Origin of the sequence: Bradyrhizobium sp. USDA 241 (assembly GCF_049739505.1) — a bacterium.
Classification (GTDB): Bacteria; Pseudomonadota; Alphaproteobacteria; order Rhizobiales; family Xanthobacteraceae; genus Bradyrhizobium; species Bradyrhizobium liaoningense.
In genome coordinates this window covers 2,502,248-2,526,019 of record NZ_JBMGPZ010000004.1, presented here as the reverse complement: position 1 = coordinate 2,526,019, position 23,772 = coordinate 2,502,248, and the positions used below count along the sequence as shown (strand labels likewise).

Genomic DNA, 23,772 nt, shown 5'->3' with positions numbered 1-23,772 from the left:
GCTTGAGTGGATTTTCTGCCTGACAGCGGCGAGGATTCTTGCTGCGAATCAGGAGCGAAGATGACGAAGAAGAGCCGCCGGACGCATTCTCCGGCATTCAAGGCGAAGGTTGCTTTGGCTGCGGTCAAAGGCGACAAGACACTGGCGGAGCTGGCGCAACTGTTTGATGTTCATCCGAACCAGATCACGATCTGGAAAAACCAGCTCCTGGAAGGCGCCGCCGGCGTGTTTGGGCATGACAAGACATCGGCCGAGACGCCGGTCGATTTGAAGGCGTTACATGCCAAGATCGGCGAGCTGGCGTTGGAAAACGATTTTGTGTCCGGCGCGCTCACCAAGGCGGGCCTGCTGAGCGCAAAGCGATGATCGACCGCGATCATGATCTTTCTATCGTGCGCCAGGCGAAGGTCCTGAAGCTGGCTCGCAGCACGGTCTACTATGAACCTCGGCCAGTTTCGGCCGAGGACCTTGCCTTGATGCGTCGGCTCGATGAGCTGCATCTCGATTATCCCTTCGCGGGAGCGCGTATGCTGCGATCGTTGCTGCGGCGGGAGGGCGTATACGCCGGTCGCCGCCACATCGCGACGCTGATGAAGCGCATGGGGATCGAGGCGGTCTATCGTCGCCCGAACACGAGCAAGCCGGCTCCGGGTCACAAGATCTACCCGTACCTGTTGCGCGGATTGAAGATCGAGCGGCCCGACCATGCGTGGGCAATGGACATCACCTACATTCCGATGCGGCGTGGCTTCGTCTATCTCGCGGCGGTCGTCGATGTGTTCAGCCGACGGGTCCTGGCCCATCGCGTCTCGATCACAATGGAGGCGGCCTTCTGCGTCGAAGCGGTCCAGGAGGCGTTGGCGAAGCACGGCAGGCCCGAGATTTTCAACACGGATCAGGGCAGCCAGTTCACCAGCCTCGAGTTCACCGATGTGCTGCTGGACGCGAAGATCGCCATCAGCATGGACGGCAAGGGCGCCTGGCGCGACAACGTGTTTGTCGAGCGGCTCTGGCGCACGGTCAAATACGAAGAAGTATATCTCCGCGCCTACGACAGCGTGTCCGAGGCGCGAGCGTCAATTGCCAAGTATCTGGCCTTCTACAATCAGGGACGCCCTCACTCGAGCCTTGACGGGCGCACGCCCGACGAGGCTTACTTCGGCACGCAAGCTATGGTGATGGCCGCATGACCGTCGCCGACGGTTTTGTCGTCGCTCTGGTCGGGCTACGCCCTCCCGACGCAACGACAAAACCGTAAAGCCCCGCGTTCAGCATAACCCGGCAGGAATCCACTTAAATCCAGCGGGGCGCTGTCCAAACAACCGGGGCCAGCTCTGCAGCCTAATGTTCGACCTTGCGAACACGGCTAAGAGCACTCAAGCCGATGCCACCGAAGGGAGGCCATTGTCCGCGACTTTTTAGTCCGCCGCAGTTTGGGATTTGGTGCATATCTTGCTTAGCGAGAAAGGACAACGCAACTAAACGCCTGCCTTTGGAAAGACGCGCCGGCTCTCGGACGCGTCTTCAATCGCGCAAGGCTATAATGATTAGTCTCGTATGACACTGTCGCCTCTCACCGAGCCGCGGCACACATTCGAGTATATTCGGGAAGGAAGCGTCATGACCACCATGGCAACCGCGGCGCCTGTGCGCGCGTCGCAAGCTTGGTATAAGATACTCTACGTCCAGGTGCTGATCGCAATCCTAATTGGCGCCATGGTTGGCTGCCTATGGCCGTCTGTCGCCACAAACGACTGGGTCAAGGCGCTCGGTGATGGGTTCATCAAGCTCATCAAGATGGTGATCGCGCCCATTATTTTCTGCACCGTCACGTCTGGCATTGCGCATATTCAAGATGCCAAGAAAGTCGGGTGCGTCGGCGTCAAGGCGCTGTTCTATTTCGAGATCGTCTCCAGCTTTGCCTTGCTGTTGGGCCTTGCCATGGGCAATCTGGTCCGGATTGGCCATGGCCTTGCGGTCAAACCGGATGCTGCGGCGGTCGCCAATTACGTCAAGCAGGCGGAAGCCTCGAAAACCGTCGACTTTATTCTCAACATCATTCCCGATAGCGTGGTCGGCGCCTTCGCTCGCGGCGATGTTCTGCAGGTTCTCCTGTTCGCGATCCTTTTTGGCTTCTCGCTGATGGCGTTGGGAAAGCGTGGCGAGCGTCTGCGCGGCATGATTGACGACGTCGCGCACGCGGTGTTCGGGGTAATAGCTATTGTAATGAAAGCGGCCCCGATCGGCGCCTTCGGCGCCATGACTTTCACAGTCGGCAAGTTCGGGCCCGCAGCACTCGGCAATCTGATCGGTCTGATCGCGCTGTTTTACGTGACTGCTGCCCTATTCGTAGTAGTCGTGCTTGGTCTGATCGCCCGCCTCGTCGGCTTTTCAATCTTCAAGTTCCTTATCTATATTAAAGACGAGCTTCTGATCGTGCTCGGTACTTCATCCTCCGAAAGCGCGCTCCCTCAATTGATGGAGAAGCTCGAGCGGCTGGGCTGCTCCAAGCCGGTGGTCGGGCTGGTGGTGCCGACTGGCTACTCCTTCAACCTTGACGGCACCAATATCTATATGACACTTGCAACATTGTTCATTGCCCAGGCACTCGGTGTCGATCTCAGCTTTGGCCAGCAGCTCACGATCCTGCTAGTAGCAATGCTAACTTCGAAGGGAGCAAGCGGCGTCACCGGCGCAGGCTTTATCACGCTCGCTGCGACATTATCGGTAGTAAACCCAGCTCTGGTGCCGGGCATGGCAATCGTGTTTTCTATCGACAAGTTCATGAGCGAGGTGCGCGCCCTCACCAACATCATCGGCAATGGCATCGCGGCTGTGTTCGTATCCTGGTGGGAAAGCGAGCTCGATCACGTGACGCTGCAGACTCGGCTCAACAAGTCCACCGCTTCCACTACTATCGACACTACAAGCACATGAGGTAGGTCCCGGATCTGAACCGCCGCCATTCGGACACGAATACTCCCCCTGCGCTCTCCGGCGCACAGCATTATTCCGCGCCGCAGCCAGGGCAGCTGCCCCTGAGAGGCTAGTACCCGGAATCAGAGCTGAGTGATACGGCGGCCTTTGAAACGGCGTTGACGGACCTTTTTCTTGGTCCAGACGAAGGGCTCGGCTCTGTCGTTGTATGCGTTGACGTAGGCATCGATGTGTTCCTGAAGCTGCTTGAGGCTCGTGAAGGAGGTGCCGCTGAGCGACTGCCCCTGCAAGATGGAAAACCATACTCCGACCTGATTGAGCCATGACGCACTTGTCGGCGTGAAATGAAATTGCACGTTGGGGTGGGCCTTGAGCCAGTCCTCGTTCTTTTTATGGGTGTTGAGGTTGTCGAGGATGACGTGAAGCTTGCGGTTCGGAAAAGCCGCGGTGACGCTGTTCATGAAATCGAGAAACTCGACGCGGCGCCGGCGTTTTGAATGGGTCGCGATGATCTTTCCGGTGGCGACTTCGAGCGCCGCAAACAATGTTGTGGTGCCATGCCGCTTGTAATCGTGGCTTTGGCCGGTCAAGGCGCGGCCATTGGGCAACTTCAGATAACCCTGCGCTCGCTCCAAAGCCTGGATCGAGGGCTTCTCGTCCACGCACAGCACAATGGCCTTCGCCGGCGGCGCGACATAGAGGCCGACAACATCGGCGGCTTTGGCCGTAAAGTTCGGGTCGTTGCTCTCGCACCAGGACTTGCGAGCCACCAGGTCAATCTTGTGGCTGCGCAGGAACCGCCAGACATATTGGACATCGACATCGCCCAGCGCCTCGGCCAGCAGGGGGCCGGTCCAGCGCGCAAACCCTTGCGGTGGCGGCTTATCCAGCAGCTTCAGAATCCGCTTGTCGGTCGTCTTCGTATAGATCGGCTGCTTGCCAGGCCGCGGCTTGTCTTGCAGCCCTTCAAGGCCATGGTCGGCATAGCGATGCCGCCAAAGGCTGACAATCCGGAGCTATGGCGGAATCTGGGTGATGACGGTGTGAGGAAGGCGGCGTATCGAGGCGGGTGACGAGCCTGCCAGAACCTCTCGAGGAGAGCGATACGCCATGACCGAGACTACCAATGTTCTTGCTTTCCGTCAGCCGTCCGCGGTTGATGATCCACTGACCGATATCGTTCGTGCCGGCGCGCGGGACCTGCTTGCCAGGGCGATCGAGATCGAGGTTGGCGCGTTTCTGGCCAGCACGGCCAATCTGACGCTGCCCGACGGTCGAGCGCGCCTGGTCCGACATGGGCACGGTCCGGTGCGCGAGATTGCGACCGGCATCGGTCCGGTGGAGGTCGCTCGTCCCAAGGTCCGCGACCGCGGAGCGAGCGGGCCAGGCGACCGCCTCCGCTTCAGTTCGGCAATCCTGCCGCTATGGGCGCGGCGGACGAAGAGCCTGGATGCCTTGATCCCGGTCCTCTATTTGCGCGGCATCTCGACCGGCGACTTCCAGGAGGCGCTCTCGGCGCTGCTCGGCAAGGATGCGCCGAACCTGTCGCCTTCGGTGATCGCCGGCCTGAAGGCCGATTGGCAGGTCGAGTACGAACGCTGGCAGAGACGCGATCTGTCGGCGCGTCGCTATGTCTACATCTGGGCCGATGGCGTGTACCTGCAGGCCCGCATGGAAGATCACAGCGAATGCATGCTGGTGCTGATTGGCACCACGCCGGAAGGCAAGAAGGAGCTGATCGGCTTCCAGGTCGGCGTGCGCGAGAGCGCGCAGAGCTGGCGCGAACTCCTGATCGACCTGCGGCAACGCGGGTTACGGATTGCCCCGCAACTCGCCATCGGCGACGGCGCCCTCGGCTTCTGGAAGGCACTGGACGAGGCCTTTCCCGGCACGCGGCACCAACGATGCTGGTGCCATAAAGTGAGCAACGTACTCGACAAGGTCGCCAAATCCGTGCAGGGCCCCATGAAGAACGACCTGCGGAACATCTATCTGGCCCCACACCGGGCCGAAGCTGAAACCGCGATCGACGTCTTCGTCGAGAAATACCACGTCAAATACGGACGTGCGGTGGAGTGCCTGATCAAGGATCGCCATGCGCTGCTCGCCTTCTTCGACTTCCCTGCTGAGCACTGGATCCACCTACGCAGCTCGAACCCGATCGAGAGCGTCTTCGCCACGGTGCGCCACCGAACGGTGCGGACCAAGGGATCGCTGTCGCAACAAACTGCGAAGCTGATGGTGTTCAAGCTCATCGACGCCGCATCGAAGACCTGGCGGCGATTGAAGAGCACGAACCAGTTGCCGAAAGTCATCGCCGGTGTAAAGTTCATCGACGGAATCGAAGTCATTCCGAACACTGAAAGCCACGCCGCCTGATCAGGCCGCGTCACCCAAAATCAGCCATAGCTCGACAATCCGCGGCTGGACCCCAACTTCCTTGGCGATCGACCGGGTGCTGCGCCCATCCGCCGCCAACAGAACTATCCGCGCCCGCTTCAAATCGCGCTGCAACGTCACCGGTGAGCGACAGCACGCCTCAAGCACCTTGCGATCTTTCCTCGAAAGGTGGACTTCTCTTGCTTCGGGTATCATCCCGACCTTGAATCACGACTCACGTTCCAAGAAAAGTGGGTACTAGCGAGAAAAGAGGCAGGAGCTTTTTCAGGGTTTCGCTTTCGCACTCAAGGGCTACCGGCCATCTGAACGCTTGTGCAACATTTTTGCCAAGCCGATGACGGGACTGACGGACTAGGTATTGGTCCGCCTACGAAGATCCATATGCACGTCGCTCCACTTGCCTCACGCGATTAAGGACGACGTAGGGATCCTGCGGACGCAGCTTGTCGTTCTCGTTACGATGCGCGCTGCGTTAGCAGAGCATGGTGGGTGTGATCAGCGTGAATGGCACTCGACAAAGCCGTGGCGAGTCATACGAGGCTGCCCTGCGTTCTGCGACGCCGCTCGCTTCCAGCGGAACCAGTTTTTCGCAGCTAAAGCGCGATAAGATTGGAACGAATCATCATCGCGCGTAGGACTCGCGCGACTCCGGCTTCTGTGTCGGCAGGCGAACTTGCGCTTTCTTCGCGGGAGCGGCTGTGTCGGGGAGACGAGTCATTGGGCAGCTTTTTTCTGATCCTTGCCGGTCCGGAGGCGCGCCTTCGAACCTATCGGCTGAACTGAAACCACTGTCCTCATTCCGCGGCCTAACCCGTCCTATTCGTGAGAGTGCGGCTTTTGGGCCCGATTGATGCGGCCGCACATCTTGTCTGACGAGGCGCACAGGATTGCCTTCGGCTTTTCGCCGCCTGACGACCGGTACTTTGCAACGCGCTTGAGGGATGGGTTGGGCGAACGGGGGCGGACGCCCCGCCGGTCAAGGACCGAGCGGCAGCAGCGCGCCGGGCAAGCCGCAGATCAGGTCGGCTTCGGGACATGCCGCGGCAAACGCAAGGCGAATGCGGCTCGTGGTCTCGACGACACGGGCGGCGATTTTCAAGAGCCGAAGACGCAGCGTCGCGAACTCGGCAGCGGCCAATTCCCGGGCTTTGGGAATGGCGTCGCGCACGGTCAGCATCAGCCAATAAGCGGCCGTATGGAGCACGAGACGGACCTGGTTGGCGAGCGCCGAACGGCAGCTGGTGCGATCGGAGGCGAGCTGCGTCTTATGCAGCTTGATCAGATTCTCGGCTTGGCCGCGCGCGCAATACAGGCTGTCGTAGATCCACTCGGCCGAGCCGACATCGAGGCTGGTGACGACGAAGCGGATGTCGAGGCCGAGCATCGTCGCCTCAATACGGGCGACAGTGCGCCGTTCGCGATCCCAGGACTTTGCCTTGTGGCGCGTCTCGGTATAGCCACGCAGAACCGGCAGGTTCTCGATGGCGCGTCGCGTGCGGATGTCGTCGGCGACCTCGTCGACTTTTCTGGCGAGAGGCTTGGTGCCGGACAGACCGAAGATGTAGTCGATGCCGTTGGTCTCGCACCACGCCATTGCCTCCGGCCGGGCATAGTGCCCGTCGCCACGGAACGTAATTTGCGTGTTGTGCCATCGCGTCCGGATATGCCGTACCAGGCGGCGCAGATGGGCACGCACCTCGACGCCGCCCGGCGTCTTGCCGGGCCGCAGCACGACGGCCACGGGCCGGCTCTTCTCCGTGTCGTAGACGTGGATCGGCAGGAAGCAGCGTTCGTCATAATGAGCGTTGAACAGCGAGAGCTGCTGATGGCCGTGGACGACGTCGCAGGTATCATCGATGTCGAGCGTGACGGATGCCGGCTCGCGCGGGTAGCTATCCATCCATGCGTCGACCAAAGTGTAGGTCAGCCGGATCACGTCGCGCAGGCGCGGAGCATTCTCCAGCCGCGACAGCGTCGGCTGGGAACACAAATCCCGGCCCGTGTCCGGTAGGCGACCGCAGGCCAGTTTGAATGCCGGATCGGACCTCAGATGATCGAGGTCGTCGGCGTCCTCGTAGCCGCAGCAGATCGCGAACATGCGAGCGCGGAACATATCGACCAGGCTGTGCACGACCCGCGTCGGATCGCGCCGATCCGGGAACACCCGGGCCAGATTGTTGGCCAAACCGAGACGCCGCTCGGCCATCGCCAGAAGCATCACGCCCCCGTTCGAGGTTAGGCGCCCACCATCGAAGGCAGCTGTGACTTTCTTGGCGTGAACGGCTGGAAACGAGAAGGGCGGAATCGTATCGTCGGTCATGGCGGGCGTGGCGTTCGCGGTTGGAGGTGATGGGGTTGGCTTCGCAACCGAATCCTACGCCGCATCAGCGCTTTACCCCTCAGGCGCACTCTTACGAATAAGACGGGTTAAGTTGAAGAAAGATTGAGTGACTCCCGATCATTTCTGTGCCGAAACGTGGAGTCGCGGTCGTGCCGCGTCCAAAGAAACCGGCGCGAGCGGCCTATTAGACGCGGTAGGTGCTCAGCCTCCGAAACGAGACTATCAAGCATGAAGAGATCGAGCGCGAGGCAGAGGTTTTATTTGTGTTGAATTCTTGCTTCTCGATAGTGGTCTGAAATCGTATCATCGGTCATGGCGGGCGTGGCGTTCGCGGTTGAAGGTGATGGGGTGGCTTCGCAACCGAATCCTACGCCGCATCAGCGCTTTACACCACGCTCGCCAGCCTCTCAGGCGCCCTCTCGCGAATAAGACGGGCTAATGGGGCGCATTGGCCGTAGGCTCGAGCGATGCGCAAAAGCGGACGTTTCAGCTTCGACTAAAGTCGCGTCAGCGACACCTACTGAAAGGTTTAGGACAAATATACGTATGTTTATAATGCGTTTTTTCCCCGCGCGTGCTGAGTTCGGCAGCCGATGATCGATCTTGCACACGCTAGCATGCGGACCCAAGTGTTCAAGATTGCCTCATTTTTGCCTAAAATGCTATAGCTCTCCCGCCGGATAACAGGCCAAACGGTCTCAAAATGTATAGGATCAGCAGTTTCAAACGTTCAGCCCCTCAGTTGACCTTGGGCAGCATAGCGCTAGCCGCGGTTACACTGACTTGCGTGTACTTTCAGGCGCATTTCGCCGCCGCGGTGTTCGCCTATTTGTTAGTAGTCTTACTATTTTCGTTGATGGGCAGCTTCATTGCTTCATCAGCGCTTTGCATCGTCGCAATCGCTGCTCTCGCATACTACTTTGCGCCGCCGGCGTTTAGTTTACGAATCGATGATCCCCGCGATGTTCCTGTGGTTGTTGCATTTCTTATTGTCTCTGTTGTCGGAACGTACCTGATTGGAAAACTCCGCCAGGAAAGAGAGGCTGCACGTGTGGCTGCGGCCAAGCTTCAGCGGAGTGCCTCGGATTTGGAGGATCGTGAAAAACGGTGGCGCGCAATTTTCGAGCACAATCCAGCCATGTACTTCATGGTCGATGAGGCCGGCATTGTCCTCAACGTCAATACGTTGGGCGCGACACAACTGGGATTTGCTTGTGCAGAACTATTGGGCCAATCCGTGCTCGACGTATTTCTGGAGGAGGATCGCGCATTCGTCCGCAAATGCATTCAGACGTGTCTTGAGGATGTTGGACAATCGCGCACTTGGGACGTCCGGAAAGTCAGGAAGGACGGTTCTGTATTGTGGGTGCGTGAAAACGCCAAGGCCATGCTTTGGGCCGGCGACCGCCCCGTCATCCTCATGGCGTGCGAAGATATTACGGAGCGCAAGCAGACCGAGCTTGCGCTGCAGCGGAGCGAAGCGCATTTGGCTCACGCGCAGGAGTTGAGTCATACAGGCAGCTTCAGCTGGAACGCCTCTACCGGCGAGGCCTTCTGGTCTAAGGAGACATTTCGGATTTTCAAAATCGATCTTCAGACGACACCGGCGCCACAACTCGTCATTGAGCGCACGCACCCAGATGATAGGGCTTCTGTCAAAGAGATTATCGATGAAGCGATGCGAGACCTGAGGGATTTCGAGCACGAGTACCGGCTGCTGCTACCTGACGGCTCCGTGAAGCACATCCATGCGCAGGCACGAGTCACGCGAACCGCCTCTGGTGAAATTGAGTTTGTTGGGGCAGCCACCGATATTACGGCAGCTAGGCGAGCAGAACAGCAGTTGCGCCGAAGCGAGGCCTATCTGGCCGAGGCTCAGCATCTCACTCACACAGGCAGCTGGTCCTGGGACGTCCACACACGAGATTTCGTTTATCGCTCCGCTGAGGTCGACCGCCTGTTTGGCTTTAACCCACAAGAGCCGGTTTCGCTAGAGACTATTCGATCGCGCATCCATCCGGAAGACTTGCCAGGGTTGCAGGAGGTGCAGCGTCAGGCGATTGACCAGGAGCACGAACGGTTCGAATATGATTTCCGTGTTATTCTGCCAGATGGCGGGATAAGGCGCATACACTCCGTTGCACACGTTGTCGTCGGCAGCGATGGTAATGTCAGCGAGCTGATCGGAACACATATGGATGTTACCGAGCAACACGCAGCTAGGGAACGCTTGGAAAACACGCTTGTAGCGCTGCGCGAGAGCGAACAGCGCTTTCGCGACTATGCCGAGACTGCTTCCGACTGGCTCTGGGAAACCGGGCCAGATCATCGGGTCACTCACTTGTCCGAGCACACCAGCGCTGCGGGAATTTTGGCGACAGGGTTAACGGGCCTGCTTCGCTGGGACATCGCGTGCGACATGGAAGAAGAACCGGAGAAGTGGCGTCAGCATCGGGCGACGTTGCAGGCACACCTGCCGTTCCGGGATCTCATCTACCGTACCGTAAATAGGATGGGATCTCCGATCTACGTCCGCACTAGTGGCAAGCCCTTCTTCGACGGAAACGGAAATTTTTTGGGCTATCGCGGCGTCAGCACTGACATCACCGCTACCATTCGCGCTGATCAGGCCGAACAAGAGCTGCGAAAGGCACAGGCGGAGCTTGCACATGTGACGCGTGTAACGACCTTGGGAGAAATGACAACTTCTATCGCCCACGAGATAACCCAACCACTCGCCGCTATCCTCAGCAACGCCGATGCGTGCCTCGGCTGGATGGCTCGCGATGTTCCCAATCTTGCAGCCGCGCGCTCTTCAGTCGAATGGATCATAGAAGATGCAATCCGGGCAAGCGAGGTGATCCGTAGTATTCGCGCACTCGCGAAAAAGGGCGAGATCGAGATGGTGCCGCTCGACATTAATCAGGTGGTTAGGGACGTCAGCGCGCTGGTAACACGAGAGCTGGTGAGCCACCAAGTGACGTTGCGAAGCGAGTTGGCGTCTGCGCTGCCTAGGGTCCTCGGTGATCGAATTCAGCTACAACAAGTGATCATCAATCTGGTGATGAACGGAATCGAGGCCATGGACGCAGTTACAGACCGGCCGCGTGAACTTCTGATTCAATCATCTACGGACGATCTGGGGTACGTGCAGCTTTCCGTGACCGATTGCGGCGTCGGGATCGCCGAGAATGACGCGGACCGCGTCTTGGACCCCTTCTTCACCACCAAATCGAGCGGCCTAGGAATGGGCCTTTCGATCTGCCGGTCGATCGTGGAAGTTCACGGAGGACGAATTTCAGTGGTTCAGAAAAATGGACCGGGCGCGACGTTCCAGTTTGCCCTTCCGCTGCATAAGGAGGCCATCTCGTGACAGGACGATTTGACTGGAGAGGCCAAGGCGGACATACCGAGGCTTCGACGAAGGCAATCGTCTTTGTCGTCGAGGATGACATCTCTATGCGTCGCTCGCTTACGAACCTTTTTCGATCGGTAGGCTTGGAGGTCGTGGCGTTCGGATCGGCCCGTGAAATGCTGCAGAGCACAATGCCGGACGTCACAAGCTGTCTAGTTCTTGATGTCCGGCTGCCGGGCCTGAGCGGCCTTGACTACCAGACCGAGCTCGCCAGGTTGAACATACACATCCCAATCATCTTCATTACCGGCCATGGCGACATTCCCATGACCGTCAGGGCCATGAAGGGAGGCGCGGTCGATTTCCTCAGCAAGCCCTTCCGCGATCAGGAACTGCTTGATGCCGTCGTTGCGGCGACCGAACGCGATCGCAAAAGACGAGAAGCTCAGCGAACCGTGGCGAACCTGAAATCTCTATTTGAGACCCTAAGCCCGCGAGAACAGGCAGTGATGAAACTGGTCGCGACGGGGCTGATGAACAAGCAGGTAGCCGCCGAACTTGGGCTCGCCGAGATCACCGTCAAGATCTACCGGGGACACGTAATGAAAAAGATGCGTGCCCGCTCGCTGGCTGACTTGATCAGAATGAGCGAGACGCTCGGAATTAGCGCCAATCACACACAAACCCAAGTATGATTTTACAATTCCATCACTTAAGCCCACTTTCGCGAAAGTGGCTGACGGTTTGGCAGCCGCTGTACTGCGTCGGGAGGGCTCATCTTGTCCACGCCTTTGATTTCCGTCGTTGACGACGACCCCTCGGTCCGTGCGGCGACAGAAAACCTTTTGAAATCGCGTGGCTACGTCGTGCAGATATTTGCCTCGGCCGAGGCGCTCCTGCGGTCGCCGCGGTTGAACGAGATATCCTGCGTCATAACTGATGTGCAGATGGCAGCGATGAGCGGGCTGGAGCTGCTGGCAGAGATGCGGACGCGTGGTTACCAAGCACCCTTCATTTTCATTACAGCTTTCCCCAACGAGCGCGTACGCGCGTCAGCCTTGGACGCCGGAGCGATCGGCTTCCTCGCCAAACCATTCGGCGTACAAGAGTTACTCAAGTGTCTCGACAGCGCACTGCAGGCATATGGCGACCGAGGCCGCATCTGATTCGATCAACTGCGCGTTCTTGTCCGATCTAACGACGATCACGCACCGGGCAACCTCTTTGCGGCCGGAACCGCGACCTGCCCTAACGTTATTAGGAGCTAATTCTTGCCCGCCAAAGCATTACCGGCTACTGTCGGCTGCAAAACAACCTTTGACCTTGCGAGAGACGGAGGGTACGCCGGCTCGATTCATTCCAGGTCGTGATCAAAGTAATGCCGGCCCAGAGCGATCAGCGCCCCTAGCATTTAACTCCACCTGGAGCGAAGCTATATGCTCCATTGCAGAGCGGTTCCCGAGAGCGCTCGGCAAGCACGAGATTGGTTGTGCTCAGCCCAGCCGCGGTGACGACGAAATGGAGCTTCGCCAGGACGCCCCTTATGTCTTGGTCACCGCTTTTCCGGTGAAAGCGCTTTGAACGATGCCCAGCCCAAGGAATTGTTACGTCCGCTGACGCGTGCGGGTTGGACTTGTCTATAGGGCCGCCGCTTCGTTATCGATTCCCAGCGCGCCGGCTATCGTCAAGCTCCCACATCATGTGTGGCAGACCTCTGGTCCAACCCGTCAAACGTGCTCGGCGCAACACGTCCCCACCACGGCCGGGCTATCACACAGGTGTCCTCGCCGCAGCGAGCATCGGCAGCAACTGGTTTGTACTGTAGCCCCCAATTTCTTAAGGCAAACAAATCAGTCAGCAACTGCTAAGCTAAGGAGGACCGAGGAGACAGCATTGATGTCTCCTGTGTCAGAACGTAACCTAAGTTCGTCGAGCTATGCGGGATTTTGGGTGACGAGGCGATCAGGCGGCGTGGTTTTCCGGCACTTGGATGACCTCGATGCCGTTTTCGAATCTGACACCTGCGCTGACCTTCGGCAACTGATTTGTGCCTTTCAGCCGCCGCCAGGTCTTTGATGCGGCGCAGAGCAGCTTGAACACCATCAACTTGGCAGTCGTTGACGATAACGAACCTTTCGTGCGCACCGTTCTGTGCCGGACCGTCGCGAACACGCTTTCGATGGGATTCGTCGTCCGCAAGTGGTCCCAATGCTCGGCGGGGAATTCGTAGAACGCAAGCATTGCGTCGCGATCTTTCGTCAGGCACTCGACCGCCTTGTCGTACTTCGCTCCGTATTTCTCGGCAAAGACATCGATCGCCACTTCGGCCGAAGCTCGGTTGGACGCCAAATAGACCTCGCGCAGATCCTTCTTCATGCTGGCCTGTACCGACACTGCGACTTTGTTCAAGATATTCGCGGTTTTGTGCACCCAGCACCGCTGATGTCGCGTGGCGGGAAAGACCTCGTCGAGCGCCTTCCAGAAGCCGAGCGCGCCGTCACCGACGGCGATTTCCGGGGCGATCTTCAGCCCTCGGGTTTTCGCCTCGACGAGCAGTTCGTGCCAGCTCTGCGTGCTCTCGCGCACGCCGACCTGGAAGCCGATGAGTTCCTTCTTGCCTTCCGGCGTCGCGCCGATCAGCACCAGCATGCATTCGCTGGAGCTATGGCTGATTTTGGGTGACGCGGCCTGATCAGGCGGCGTGGCTTTCAGTGTTCGGAATGACTTCGATTCCGTCGATGAACTTTACACCGGCGATGACTTTCGGCAACTGGTTCGTGCTCTTCAATCGCCGCCAGGTCTTCGATGCGGCGTCGATGAGCTTGAACACCATCAGCTTCGCAGTTTGTTGCGACAGCGATCCCTTGGTCCGCACCGTTCGGTGGCGCACCGTGGCGAAGACGCTCTCGATCGGGTTCGAGCTGCGTAGGTGGATCCAGTGCTCAGCAGGGAAGTCGAAGAAGGCGAGCAGCGCATGGCGATCCTTGATCAGGCACTCCACCGCACGTCCGTATTTGACGTGGTATTTCTCGACGAAGACGTCGATCGCGGTTTCAGCTTCGGCCCGGTGTGGGGCCAGATAGATGTTCCGCAGGTCGTTCTTCATGGGGCCCTGCACGGATTTGGCGACCTTGTCGAGTACGTTGCTCACTTTATGGCACCAGCATCGTTGGTGCCGCGTGCCGGGAAAGGCCTCGTCCAGTGCCTTCCAGAAGCCGAGGGCGCCGTCGCCGATGGCGAGTTGCGGGGCAATCCGTAACCCGCGTTGCCGCAGGTCGATCAGGAGTTCGCGCCAGCTCTGCGCGCTCTCGCGCACGCCGACCTGGAAGCCGATCAGCTCCTTCTTGCCTTCCGGCGTGGTGCCAATCAGCACCAGCATGCATTCGCTGTGATCTTCCATGCGGGCCTGCAGGTACACGCCATCGGCCCAGATGTAGACATAGCGACGCGCCGACAGATCGCGTCTCTGCCAGCGTTCGTACTCGACCTGCCAATCGGCCTTCAGGCCGGCGATCACCGAAGGCGACAGGTTCGGCGCATCCTTGCCGAGCAGCGCCGAGAGCGCCTCCTGGAAGTCGCCGGTCGAGATGCCGCGCAAATAGAGGACCGGGATCAAGGCATCCAGGCTCTTCGTCCGCCGCGCCCATAGCGGCAGGATTGCCGAACTGAAGCGGAGGCGGTCGCCTGGCCCGCTCGCTCCGCGGTCGCGGACCTTGGGACGAGCGACCTCCACCGGACCGATGCCGGTCGCAATCTCGCGCACCGGACCGTGCCCATGTCGGACCAGGCGCGCTCGACCGTCGGGCAGCGTCAGATTGGCCGTGCTGGCCAGAAACGCGCCAACCTCGATCTCGATCGCCCTGGCAAGCAGGTCCCGCGCGCCGGCACGAACGATATCGGTCAGTGGATCATCAACCGCGGACGGCTGACGGAAAGCAAGAACATTGGTAGTCTCGGTCATGGCGTATCGCTCTCCTCGAGAGGTTCTGGCAGGCTCGTCACCCGCCTCGATACGCCGCCTTCCTCACACCGTCATCACCCAGATTCCGCCATAGCTCCATTCGCTGTGGTCTTCCATGCGAGCCTGCAGGAAGACGCCGTCCGCCCACACGTATACGTACCGGCGCGCCGACAGATCGCGCTTCTGCCAACGCTCGTACTCGAGCTGCCACTCCGTCGTCAGTCTGGAAACCACCGCCGGAGAAAGATTCGGCGCATCCTTGCCCAAGAGCGCCGCCAGCGCCTCCTGGAAGTCGCCCGTCGAGATGCCTCGCAGGTACAGAACCGGCAAAAGTGCATCCAAGCTCTTCGTGCGCCGTGCCCACAACGGCAGGATCGCCGAGGTGAAGCGGATCCGCTCGCCATCGCTGGTCACCGCGCGATCGCGAATCTTTACCCGGGCGACTTCGACGGCGCCGATCCCCGTCTGGATCGTCCGCACTGGACCATGGCCGTGCCGCACGAGGCGGTCGCGGCCATCGGGACGCTTCAAGCCCTTCATCGCGGCGAGAAACGCCTCGGCTTCCATCTCGACAGCCTGCGCAAGCAGCTGCCGAGCACCAGATCGCAAAATATTCGTCAGTGGATCGTCGATCTCATCGGGCTGACGCAGTGGGACAATGTTGCTATGCTCGTTCATGGCGTATCGCTCTCCTTGAGGTTCTGGCAGGCTCGACACCCGCCTCGATACGCCGCCTATCTCATTCCGTCATCACCCAGTTTCCCGCATAGCTCCGTCTGCTGGGTTGAGCTGGCCGCTTCCGGAGGGAATGACCGATGAAGACCTGGAGCTTTTGCTTTTCCCGGCCCCACGACCAGCGTCTCAGAGCCCGCAGCGGCCGGTGCCCGACTGGAGCTACATCGATAAAGAGCTCCGCCGGCGCAACGTAACCCGTCGCCTGCTCTGGGAGGAGTATCGCGCCGTTAATCCCGACGGTTTCGGGTACACGTGGTTCTGCACTACCTACGAGGCCTGAAAGGGGCGGGTCCGACCTTCGATGCGGCAGATTCATCTGGGCGGCGAGAAGGTGTTCGTGGATTTCGCCGGCGACACCATCGACATCGTCGATCCCCTGACCGGGGAAGTGCAGCCGATGAAGCTGTTCGTCGCGGCGATGGGCGCTTCGAACTACACCTACGCCGAGGCCTGCCCCAGCGAGAGCTTGGCCGACTGGATCCGGGCCCACGTCAACTTGTTCACGTTTTTGAGCGGAACGCCGACGTTCGTGGTCTGCGACAACCTCAAAGCCGCCGTCAGCAACCCCGACCGCTACGATCCCGGCCTCAATCGCACTTATGCCGAGATGGCGAGCCATTACGGCACGGCCATTCTCGCCGCACGGCCGCGGCGCCCAAAAGACAAGGCGAAGGTCGAGGTCGCGGTGCAAATCGCCCAGCGCTGGATTCTGGCCCGGCTGCGCAATCAGCGCTTCTTTTCCGAGCTATGGCTGATTTTGGGTGACGCGGCCTGATCAGGCGGCGTGGCTTTCAGTGTTCGGAATGACTTCGATTCCGTCGATGAACTTTACACCGGCGATGACTTTCGGCAACTGGTTCGTGCTCTTCAATCGCCGCCAGGTCTTCGATGCGGCGTCGATGAGCTTGAACACCATCAGCTTCGCAGTTTGTTGCGACAGCGATCCCTTGGTCCGCACCGTTCGGTGGCGCACCGTGGCGAAGACGCTCTCGATCGGGTTCGAGCTGCGTAGGTGGATCCAGTGCTCAGCAGGGAAGTCGAAGAAGGCGAGCAGCGCATGGCGATCCTTGATCAGGCACTCCACCGCACGTCCGTATTTGACGTGGTATTTCTCGACGAAGACGTCGATCGCGGTTTCAGCTTCGGCCCGGTGTGGGGCCAGATAGATGTTCCGCAGGTCGTTCTTCATGGGGCCCTGCACGGATTTGGCGACCTTGTCGAGTACGTTGCTCACTTTATGGCACCAGCATCGTTGGTGCCGCGTGCCGGGAAAGGCCTCGTCCAGTGCCTTCCAGAAGCCGAGGGCGCCGTCGCCGATGGCGAGTTGCGGGGCAATCCGTAACCCGCGTTGCCGCAGGTCGATCAGGAGTTCGCGCCAGCTCTGCGCGCTCTCGCGCACGCCGACCTGGAAGCCGATCAGCTCCTTCTTGCCTTCCGGCGTGGTGCCAATCAGCACCAGCATGCATTCGCTGTGATCTTCCATGCGGGCCTGCAGGTACACGCCATCGGCCCAGATGTAGACATAGCGACGCGCCGACAGATCGCGTCTCTGCCAGCGTTCGTACTCGACCTGCCAATCGGCCTTCAGGCCGGCGATCACCGAAGGCGACAGGTTCGGCGCATCCTTGCCGAGCAGCGCCGAGAGCGCCTCCTGGAAGTCGCCGGTCGAGATGCCGCGTAAATAGAGGACCGGGATCAAGGCATCCAGGCTCTTCGTCCGCCGCGCCCATAGCGGCAGGATTGCCGAACTGAAGCGGAGGCGGTCGCCTGGCCCGCTCGCTCCGCGGTCGCGGACCTTGGGACGAGCGACCTCCACCGGACCGATGCCGGTCGCAATCTCGCGCACCGGACCGTGCCCATGTCGGACCAGGCGCGCTCGACCGTCGGGCAGCGTCAGATTGGCCGTGCTGGCCAGAAACGCGCCAACCTCGATCTCGATCGCCCTGGCAAGCAGGTCCCGCGCGCCGGCACGAACGATATCGGTCAGTGGATCATCAACCGCGGACGGCTGACGGAAAGCAAGAACATTGGTAGTCTCGGTCATGGCGTATCGCTCTCCTCGAGAGGTTCTGGCAGGCTCGTCACCCGCCTCGATACGCCGCCTTCCTCACACCGTCATCACCCAGATTCCGCCATAGCTCTTCTTTTCCCGGGCCGAGCTCAACGCCGCCATCAAGACACTCGTCGACGAACTCAATGCTCGTCAAATGCGTGGCTTCGGCTCAAGCCGCGCCGAACTGTTTGCCGAACTCGACAAACCCAAGCTAACCCCGCTGCCAGATCAGCCTTATGCCTTCGCACGCTGGAAGCGCTGCCGCCTCGCTCCCGATTATCATGTCGAGGTCGACGGCCATTGGTACTCCGCGCCGTATCGTCTGATTGGCGAGCTGGTCGATGCCCGTATCGACGATCGGACGGTCGAGATCTTCCACAAGGGCCAGCGGATCGCCAGCCATGCCCGCGCGCCCAACCGACGCGGACACACCACCATCGCCGACCACATGCCCAGCGCCCATCGCCGCTACGGCAAATGGACCCCCGCCGCGGTGATCGCCGCCGGCGAGCGGATCGGTCCTTCGACAGCAGCGTTTTTCCAGGCCGTGATCGACGCCCGGCCCCATCCAGAACAAGGCTTTCGAACCTGCCTTGGCATTCTGGCGCTCGTCAAAAGCTACGGCGCCGACTGACCGGAATGGCCAAGGCCTTCGAGGAGCAGCGCCGATCGCCCGATCTCGAAGCCCTGCCGTTCGAAGATCGCATCGGCCTGTTGGTCGACCGCGAAGCCGCCGAACGCGACACCAGGCGGCTCACCACGCGCCTCAAGATCGCCGCACTGCGCCAGAGAGCTGGCCCCGCAAATTCGGACAGTAGCTTGAGTGGATTTTCTGCCTGACAGCGGCGAGGATTCTTGCTGCGAATCAGGAGCGAAGATGACGAAGAAGAGCCGCCGGACGCATTCTCCGGCATTCAAGGCGAAGGTTGCTTTGGCTGCGGTCAAAGGCGACAAGACACTGGCGGAGCTGGCGCAACTGTTTGATGTTCATCCGAACCAGATCACGATCTGGAAAAACCAGCTCCTGGAAGGCGCCGCCGGCGTGTTTGGGCATGACAAGACATCGGCCGAGACGCCGGTCGATTTGAAGGCGTTACATGCCAAGATCGGCGAGCTGGCGTTGGAAAACGATTTTTTGTCCGGCGCGCTCACCAAGGCGGGCCTGCTGAGCGCAAAGCGATGATCGACCGCGATCATGATCTTTCTATCGTGCGCCAGGCGAAGGTCCTGAAGCTGGCTCGCAGCACGGTCTACTATGAACCTCGGCCAGTTTCGGCCGAGGACCTTGCCTTGATGCGTCGGCTCGATGAGCTGCATCTCGATTATCCCTTCGCGGGAGCGCGTATGCTGCGATCGTTGCTGCGGCGGGAGGGCGTATACGCCGGTCGCCGCCACATCGCGACGCTGATGAAGCGCATGGGGATCGAGGCGGTCTATCGTCGCCCGAACACGAGCAAGCCGGCTCCGGGTCACAAGATCTACCCGTACCTGTTGCGCGGATTGAAGATCGAGCGGCCCGACCATGCGTGGGCAATGGACATCACCTACATTCCGATGCGGCGTGGCTTCGTCTATCTCGCGGCGGTCGTCGATGTGTTCAGCCGACGGGTCCTGGCCCATCGCGTCTCGATCACAATGGAGGCGGCCTTCTGCGTCGAAGCGGTCCAGGAGGCGTTGGCGAAGCACGGCAGGCCCGAGATTTTCAACACGGATCAGGGCAGCCAGTTCACCAGCCTCGAGTTCACCGATGTGCTGCTGGACGCGAAGATCGCCATCAGCATGGACGCGGCAAGGGCGCCTGGCGCGACAACGTGTTTGTCGAGCGGCTCTGGCGCACGGTCAAATACGAAGAAGTATATCTCCGCGCCTACGACAGCGTGTCCGAGGCGCGAGCGTCAATTGCCAAGTATCTGGCCTTCTACAATCAGGGACGCCCTCACTCGAGCCTTGACGGGCGCACGCCCGACGAGGCTTACTTCGGCACGCAAGCTATGGTGATGGCCGCATGACCGTCGCCGACGGTTTTGTCGTCGCTCTGGTCGGGCTACGCCCTCCCGACGCAACGACAAAACCGTAAAGCCCCGCGTTCAGCATAACCCGGCAGGAATCCACTTAAATCCAGCGGGGCGCTGTCCAAACAACCGGGGCCAGCTCTCGCCACCCGGGTTTATTAACCCTCCGCCGATCATGCAGAAAGACGGCAAAAGGTGGCCCATCGGCGCCGATTATGGAACCGGTTGTGGTGTTAAATGCCCCGAAACGATGGCAGAAACGAAGGGGATGCTCCGGCTCCGCATACTCGGCTCACACACCGACGATTGGCGCAGGATCGCCCGCGATGACAAAGCAGAGCGAGCATAGATCAGCATGGCGTATCTGCAGAAGCAGCTCGCTAGGCAGCGAAAAGCGTACAAATGAACGCCGAGCTTTTCTGCAAGCTGCAGGAACTATCCCGCCATAACGCGGTCGCCCGCGCGCTTGTCTTCTTGTGGGAAACCGGAACCCTGACCTACGAGGGCTGGGCGACGAAGGCGATCTCTCTTCTCATTGATCAGAACGAAACGCTTTCGGCGATCGCCGTGGATGCGGAGAACCGCGCCTGCCGCCTGCCCAAAACTCCGCCCGTAGCCTCACCCACACGTTGAGAGAGATCGTCCCGTGTCCGACACCCCCAAGACGGGAACACCGCACCCCGGGCCCGCGCTGCGGCTTGTCAGCGGCGCGAAACAGGAGCCGCTCCGCTGCCCCGCCGCCGGCCGCGATGCCGAAAGCGAGAAGACGCTTTGCTTCTACTTCAACCGGCGCATGACCGATGACGAGATGCGGCACCTTCACGCGGTCATACGGCAGGCGGCAGCCTACTCGCCGATCATCGACGGCCAGCCCAGCAAACGAGCGGAGTCTCAGAGCAGGAGGCGGCGGCAGTGCTGCGGCGCTACCTGCTCATGCGCGAGATTGACGGTCACTGAGAAAGTTCCTCTTTTTCATCCGCGCCCCCGACAAAGTCTCGCTAAATTTCAACTGAGACACTACCCGTTAGTCGGTTCAACTCGCAGCGTCAGGACGCCCGTGATTGCGGAGGCGATGAAGACAGTGACTCGCACCACTTCCGGGAACAGCACACCAATCAATGGTGTCAGAGTCCGGGGAGATCCCAGTAGAACACGCCGACCAGGCCGGCAATAAGGCTTGTATAGAGGACGTGGGGGACAATGGAGAGCAGGCACTGCTTACTCGCTCACCGCTGTGAGTGCCCTGCCGTCGGCCAATCGGCTCCTTCGTTCGGGCGACGATCAGAAGGCGGCGAACGATTATCTGCTGACCTGCGCTTCCTCGGAGACGACAAGGATTGAAGCAACGCAATCCACCGGGAGCAACAAGCCGCCGCATCGGCCCATCAGACGCGTTTCCACGGTGAAGATCAGCGCTTGCGAGGCCGGTTCGTGGAAAATTTTCGCGATTGGATGGGCTCCTGCAAAAAGATTGTCTTTTCAGACTCCACCGCATTTTGCGGCACCGGCCGAAGAAGGCCTCCCTTGTGGTCTTCCATATCTCCCCAAGCGGCGAAGGTAGTGGCTAAAACAGGCGGCGTCTCAGCAATTCCTCCGTGCGTATACTCAGATCAGGACAACCGCATCTAGCGTCGTGCGCCACGATTTGTCGGCCGACCGCCGGATTTCACTGATCAATGAAGCCGTCTCGTCTGCGGCAACCGCTGGCATCAGACGGAGCGGATAACTGCACCGCTAAATATGGACACGGGCATCGGACTTTCGTCGCCGTCAGGCGCAAGTTTTTTTACTCCGCCTTGTTTGGCAAGAATTCTCTCGCCTACGCCCCCTATCGCAGGAATGCGCTAACGCCCGATGTGGAGCACCGCGACACCAGAAAACTCTCATTTTCATTGACCGCTGCAGCGGTCAACATGATTGGACCCACAATTACTCAGATCGAGACTTCCGTGAGCACTCCAGAGGCAAACGTCAAGTGTGGACCTTCTGTAATTTCTATCGGCGCACGGCCAAGGCTGACGAAAGCTGTGGCTGAAGGACGATCTGAACCTGAACACCACGCCGACGAAAATTGTGAAATCAGCGAGGGGTCTCTGCCGGCGCGATCGACGCTCCGAATAACAGAAGCAGGCACCGCAAGTGATCACAGCCCAGCTATCGCGCTGGGCGACAATTTACGTTAACGTTTGCCGGTCGGTCCATATGCGTACTCGAATCCGATCGCCTCGGAGGCAGAAGGCGATCATCCAACCGCTTGATCCTTCCCACCCTCAGGGTTGGGATAATCCTGACAATGAGGAAGTTTGGCTTGAGCTGGCGCGCGCCATCGGACGGCAGATTGCACGAGACGAAAACGACGGTTTGGAGCAGCCGAAAGGAGGAAGGGCATGATGACGGGGCCAACAAAAAAGAGGGCCGTGTTATACGCCCGCTATTCGAGCGACATGCAAAAGGCGACCTCGATTGACGGTCAGCTATTGCTCTGCCGGAAGATCGCGGCACGCAACGACCTAGATGTCATCGGTGCATTTGTTGATGCCGCGAAGTCTGGCCTAACCGAAAATGCGAGGGACGGCTATCAGCAATTGCTCAATGGCGTGCGAAACCATGATTTTGATGTTGTGATCGTTGAGCATTTCGATCGCCTGTCGCGCGATCCCGCAACCATCCAGCGTCTCAAGCAAGTTTTCGAGTTCAATGGCGTTGAGCTGATGGATCAGAAAGGCGTTTACGCGACTGCCACCGACATCAGCATCGCAAGTCTCTACAACACGATTTATAAGCCGCAGCTCGCCGACAAGGTTCGGCGTGGCCATGATAATGCTGTCGCTAGTACCCACTTTTCTTGGAACGTGAGTCGTGATTCAAGGTCGGGATGATACCCGAAGCAAGAGAAGTCCACCTTTCGAGGAAAGATCGCAAGGTGCTTGAGGCGTGCTGTCGCTCACCGGTGACGTTGCAGCGCGATTTGAAGCGGGCGCGGATAGTTCTGTTGGCGGCGGATGGGCGCAGCACCCGGTCGATCGCCAAGGAAGTTGGGGTCCAGCCGCGGATTGTCAGCCTTTGGCGGCATCGCTATGCCGACCATGGCCTTGAAGGGCTGCAAGACAAGCCGCGGCCTGGCAAGCAGCCGATCTATACGAAGACGACCGACAAGCGGATTCTGAAGCTGCTGGATAAGCCGCCACCGCAAGGGTTTGCGCGCTGGACCGGCCCCCTGCTGGCCGAGGCGCTGGGCGATGTCGATGTCCAATATGTCTGGCGGTTCCTGCGCAGCCACAAGATTGACCTGGTGGCTCGCAAGTCCTGGTGCGAGAGCAACGACCCGAACTTTACGGCCAAAGCCGCCGATGTTGTCGGCCTCTATGTCGCGCCGCCGGCGAAGGCCATTGTGCTGTGCGTGGACGAGAAGCCCTCGATCCAGGCTTTGGAGCGAGCGCAGGGTTATCTGAAGTTGCCCAATGGCCGCGCCTTGACCGGCCAAAGCCACGATTACAAGCGGCATGGCACCACAACATTGTTTGCGGCGCTCGAAGTCGCCACCGGAAAGATCATCGCGACCCATTCAAAACGCCGGCGCCGCGTCGAGTTTCTCGATTTCATGAACAGCGTCACCGCGGCTTTTCCGAACCGCAAGCTTCACGTCATCCTCGACAACCTCAACACCCATAAAAAGAACGAGGACTGGCTCAAGGCCCACCCCAACGTGCAATTTCATTTCACGCCGACAAGTGCGTCATGGCTCAATCAGGTCGAAGTATGGTTTTCCATCTTGCAGGGGCAGTCGCTCAGCGGCACCTCCTTCACGAGCCTCAAGCAGCTTCAGGAACACATCGATGCCTACGTCAACGCATACAACGACAGAGCCGAGCCCTTCGTCTGGACCAAGAAAAAGGTCCGTCAACGCCGTTTCAAAGGCCGCCGTATCACTCAGCTCTGATTCCGGGTACTAGTACCCACTTTTCTTGGAACGTGAGT

The 23,772-nt window shown here is 59.7% G+C and carries 12 protein-coding genes and 8 pseudogenes; 13 read left to right on the top strand and 7 right to left on the bottom strand.

The genetic code is table 11. From position 1 onward, the window contains the following. The first annotated feature begins 60 nt into the window (after positions 1–60). Both ABIF91_RS21685 and dctA read left to right on the top strand, forming a co-directional pair. Positions 61–1,190, top strand: a protein-coding gene (locus ABIF91_RS21685) for an IS3-like element ISRj2 family transposase (protein WP_424578686.1) whose coding sequence is annotated in 2 segments (ribosomal slippage) — positions 61–319 and positions 319–1,190 — 1,131 coding nt in all. Because the reading frame shifts where the segments join, the coding sequence is not laid out codon by codon here. Positions 1,191–1,620: 430 nt separating this feature from the next. Beyond that, the gene (gene dctA / locus ABIF91_RS21680) at positions 1,621–2,937 is read left to right on the top strand and encodes a C4-dicarboxylate transporter DctA (RefSeq protein ID WP_028182411.1); all 1,317 of its coding nucleotides are present in this window, start codon (positions 1,621–1,623) and stop codon (positions 2,935–2,937) included. A 122-nt stretch (positions 2,938–3,059) separates the two neighbouring features. Here the strand turns inward: dctA and ABIF91_RS21675 are convergent. Then, a pseudogene (locus ABIF91_RS21675) lies at positions 3,060–3,950 on the bottom strand (IS630-like element ISRj1 family transposase); the annotation flags it as partial. Between the two features lie 97 nt (positions 3,951–4,047). On the opposite strand from ABIF91_RS21675, the gene ABIF91_RS21670 reads away from it, so the two are divergent. Then, entirely contained in the window at positions 4,048–5,316 is a 1,269-nt protein-coding gene (locus ABIF91_RS21670; protein ID WP_038952271.1) for an IS256 family transposase, read from the top strand. Positions 5,317–5,340: 24 nt separating this feature from the next. On the opposite strand, the pseudogene ABIF91_RS21665 reads toward ABIF91_RS21670, so the two are convergent. Both ABIF91_RS21665 and ABIF91_RS21660 read right to left on the bottom strand, forming a co-directional pair. After that, positions 5,341–5,532: pseudogene (locus tag ABIF91_RS21665) on the bottom strand (helix-turn-helix domain-containing protein); the annotation flags it as partial. 781 nt (positions 5,533–6,313) lie between these two features. Next, positions 6,314–7,657: an IS1380-like element ISBdi2 family transposase gene (locus ABIF91_RS21660; protein WP_208086440.1), complete on the bottom strand. Its 1,344-nt coding sequence runs from the start codon at positions 7,655–7,657 to the stop codon at positions 6,314–6,316. A gap of 724 nt (positions 7,658–8,381) precedes the next feature. Here ABIF91_RS21660 and ABIF91_RS21655 point away from each other — a divergent pair. The 3 genes from ABIF91_RS21655 (at position 8,382) to ABIF91_RS21645 (ending at position 12,199) form a co-directional block, all read left to right on the top strand. Continuing rightward, a complete protein-coding gene (locus ABIF91_RS21655; RefSeq protein WP_028182136.1) occupies positions 8,382–11,051 on the top strand; it encodes a PAS domain-containing protein in 2,670 nt (889 codons plus the stop codon). Beyond that, positions 11,048–11,728 carry a response regulator transcription factor gene (locus tag ABIF91_RS21650; RefSeq protein WP_028182137.1) on the top strand — a complete coding sequence of 227 codons (681 nt, stop codon included), beginning with the start codon at positions 11,048–11,050 and terminating at the stop codon, positions 11,726–11,728. Before ABIF91_RS21655 ends, ABIF91_RS21650 begins: the two co-directional genes overlap by 4 nt. Positions 11,729–11,812: 84 nt before the next feature. Continuing rightward, positions 11,813–12,199, top strand: coding sequence for a response regulator transcription factor (locus tag ABIF91_RS21645; RefSeq protein ID WP_014497989.1), 387 nt, complete (start codon positions 11,813–11,815; stop codon positions 12,197–12,199). A 796-nt stretch (positions 12,200–12,995) separates the two neighbouring features. Here ABIF91_RS21645 and ABIF91_RS21640 read toward each other — a convergent pair. The 3 genes and pseudogenes from ABIF91_RS21640 to ABIF91_RS21630 form a co-directional block, all read right to left on the bottom strand. Then, positions 12,996–13,691, bottom strand: a pseudogene (locus ABIF91_RS21640) (IS256 family transposase); the annotation flags it as partial. Positions 13,692–13,725: 34 nt separating this feature from the next. Further along, positions 13,726–14,994 carry an IS256 family transposase gene (locus ABIF91_RS21635; RefSeq protein ID WP_038952271.1) on the bottom strand — a complete coding sequence of 423 codons (1,269 nt, stop codon included), beginning with the start codon at positions 14,992–14,994 and terminating at the stop codon, positions 13,726–13,728. 99 nt (positions 14,995–15,093) lie between these two features. Further along, positions 15,094–15,672: pseudogene (locus tag ABIF91_RS21630) on the bottom strand (transposase); the annotation flags it as partial. A gap of 70 nt (positions 15,673–15,742) precedes the next feature. Here ABIF91_RS21630 and istA point away from each other — a divergent pair. Further along, positions 15,743–16,471, top strand: a pseudogene (gene istA / locus ABIF91_RS21625) (IS21 family transposase); the annotation flags it as partial. 33 nt (positions 16,472–16,504) lie between these two features. On the opposite strand, the gene ABIF91_RS21620 reads toward istA, so the two are convergent. Beyond that, positions 16,505–17,773, bottom strand: a complete 1,269-nt coding sequence (locus tag ABIF91_RS21620; protein ID WP_038952271.1) for an IS256 family transposase — start codon at positions 17,771–17,773, stop codon at positions 16,505–16,507. A gap of 97 nt (positions 17,774–17,870) precedes the next feature. Here ABIF91_RS21620 and ABIF91_RS21615 point away from each other — a divergent pair. The 6 genes and pseudogenes from ABIF91_RS21615 to ABIF91_RS21590 form a co-directional block, all read left to right on the top strand. Next, a pseudogene (locus ABIF91_RS21615) lies at positions 17,871–18,413 on the top strand (Mu transposase domain-containing protein); the annotation flags it as partial. A gap of 8 nt (positions 18,414–18,421) precedes the next feature. Continuing rightward, positions 18,422–18,577, top strand: a pseudogene (locus tag ABIF91_RS21610) (ATP-binding protein); the annotation flags it as partial. 82 nt (positions 18,578–18,659) lie between these two features. Next, a pseudogene (locus ABIF91_RS21605) lies at positions 18,660–19,791 on the top strand (IS3-like element ISRj2 family transposase). A 405-nt stretch (positions 19,792–20,196) separates the two neighbouring features. Continuing rightward, positions 20,197–20,427: a hypothetical protein gene (locus ABIF91_RS21600; protein ID WP_225005524.1), complete on the top strand. Its 231-nt coding sequence runs from the start codon at positions 20,197–20,199 to the stop codon at positions 20,425–20,427. Positions 20,428–22,181: 1,754 nt separating this feature from the next. Beyond that, positions 22,182–22,673 carry a recombinase family protein gene (locus ABIF91_RS21595; protein WP_424579353.1) on the top strand — a complete coding sequence of 164 codons (492 nt, stop codon included), beginning with the start codon at positions 22,182–22,184 and terminating at the stop codon, positions 22,671–22,673. Beyond that, complete coding sequence (locus tag ABIF91_RS21590; RefSeq protein ID WP_026192128.1) at positions 22,670–23,734, top strand: IS630-like element ISRj1 family transposase; 1,065 nt, start codon at positions 22,670–22,672, stop codon at positions 23,732–23,734. The genes ABIF91_RS21595 and ABIF91_RS21590 overlap by 4 nt, the downstream gene beginning before the upstream one ends. Positions 23,735–23,772: the final 38 nt, after the last annotated feature.

Excerpts from the sequence above, each read along its gene's own strand:
- dctA (WP_028182411.1), top strand. The coding sequence starts at position 1,621 with ATGACCACCATGGCAACCGCGGCGCCTGTGCGCGCGTCGCAAGCTTGG.
- ABIF91_RS21670 (WP_038952271.1), top strand. The coding sequence starts at position 4,048 with ATGACCGAGACTACCAATGTTCTTGCTTTCCGTCAGCCGTCCGCGGTT.
- ABIF91_RS21660 (WP_208086440.1), bottom strand. The coding sequence starts at position 7,657 with ATGACCGACGATACGATTCCGCCCTTCTCGTTTCCAGCCGTTCACGCC.
- ABIF91_RS21655 (WP_028182136.1), top strand. The coding sequence starts at position 8,382 with ATGTATAGGATCAGCAGTTTCAAACGTTCAGCCCCTCAGTTGACCTTG.
- ABIF91_RS21635 (WP_038952271.1), bottom strand. The coding sequence starts at position 14,994 with ATGACCGAGACTACCAATGTTCTTGCTTTCCGTCAGCCGTCCGCGGTT.
- ABIF91_RS21620 (WP_038952271.1), bottom strand. The coding sequence starts at position 17,773 with ATGACCGAGACTACCAATGTTCTTGCTTTCCGTCAGCCGTCCGCGGTT.
- ABIF91_RS21600 (WP_225005524.1), top strand. The coding sequence starts at position 20,197 with ATGAACGCCGAGCTTTTCTGCAAGCTGCAGGAACTATCCCGCCATAAC.
- ABIF91_RS21595 (WP_424579353.1), top strand. The coding sequence starts at position 22,182 with ATGATGACGGGGCCAACAAAAAAGAGGGCCGTGTTATACGCCCGCTAT.
- ABIF91_RS21590 (WP_026192128.1), top strand. The coding sequence starts at position 22,670 with ATGATACCCGAAGCAAGAGAAGTCCACCTTTCGAGGAAAGATCGCAAG.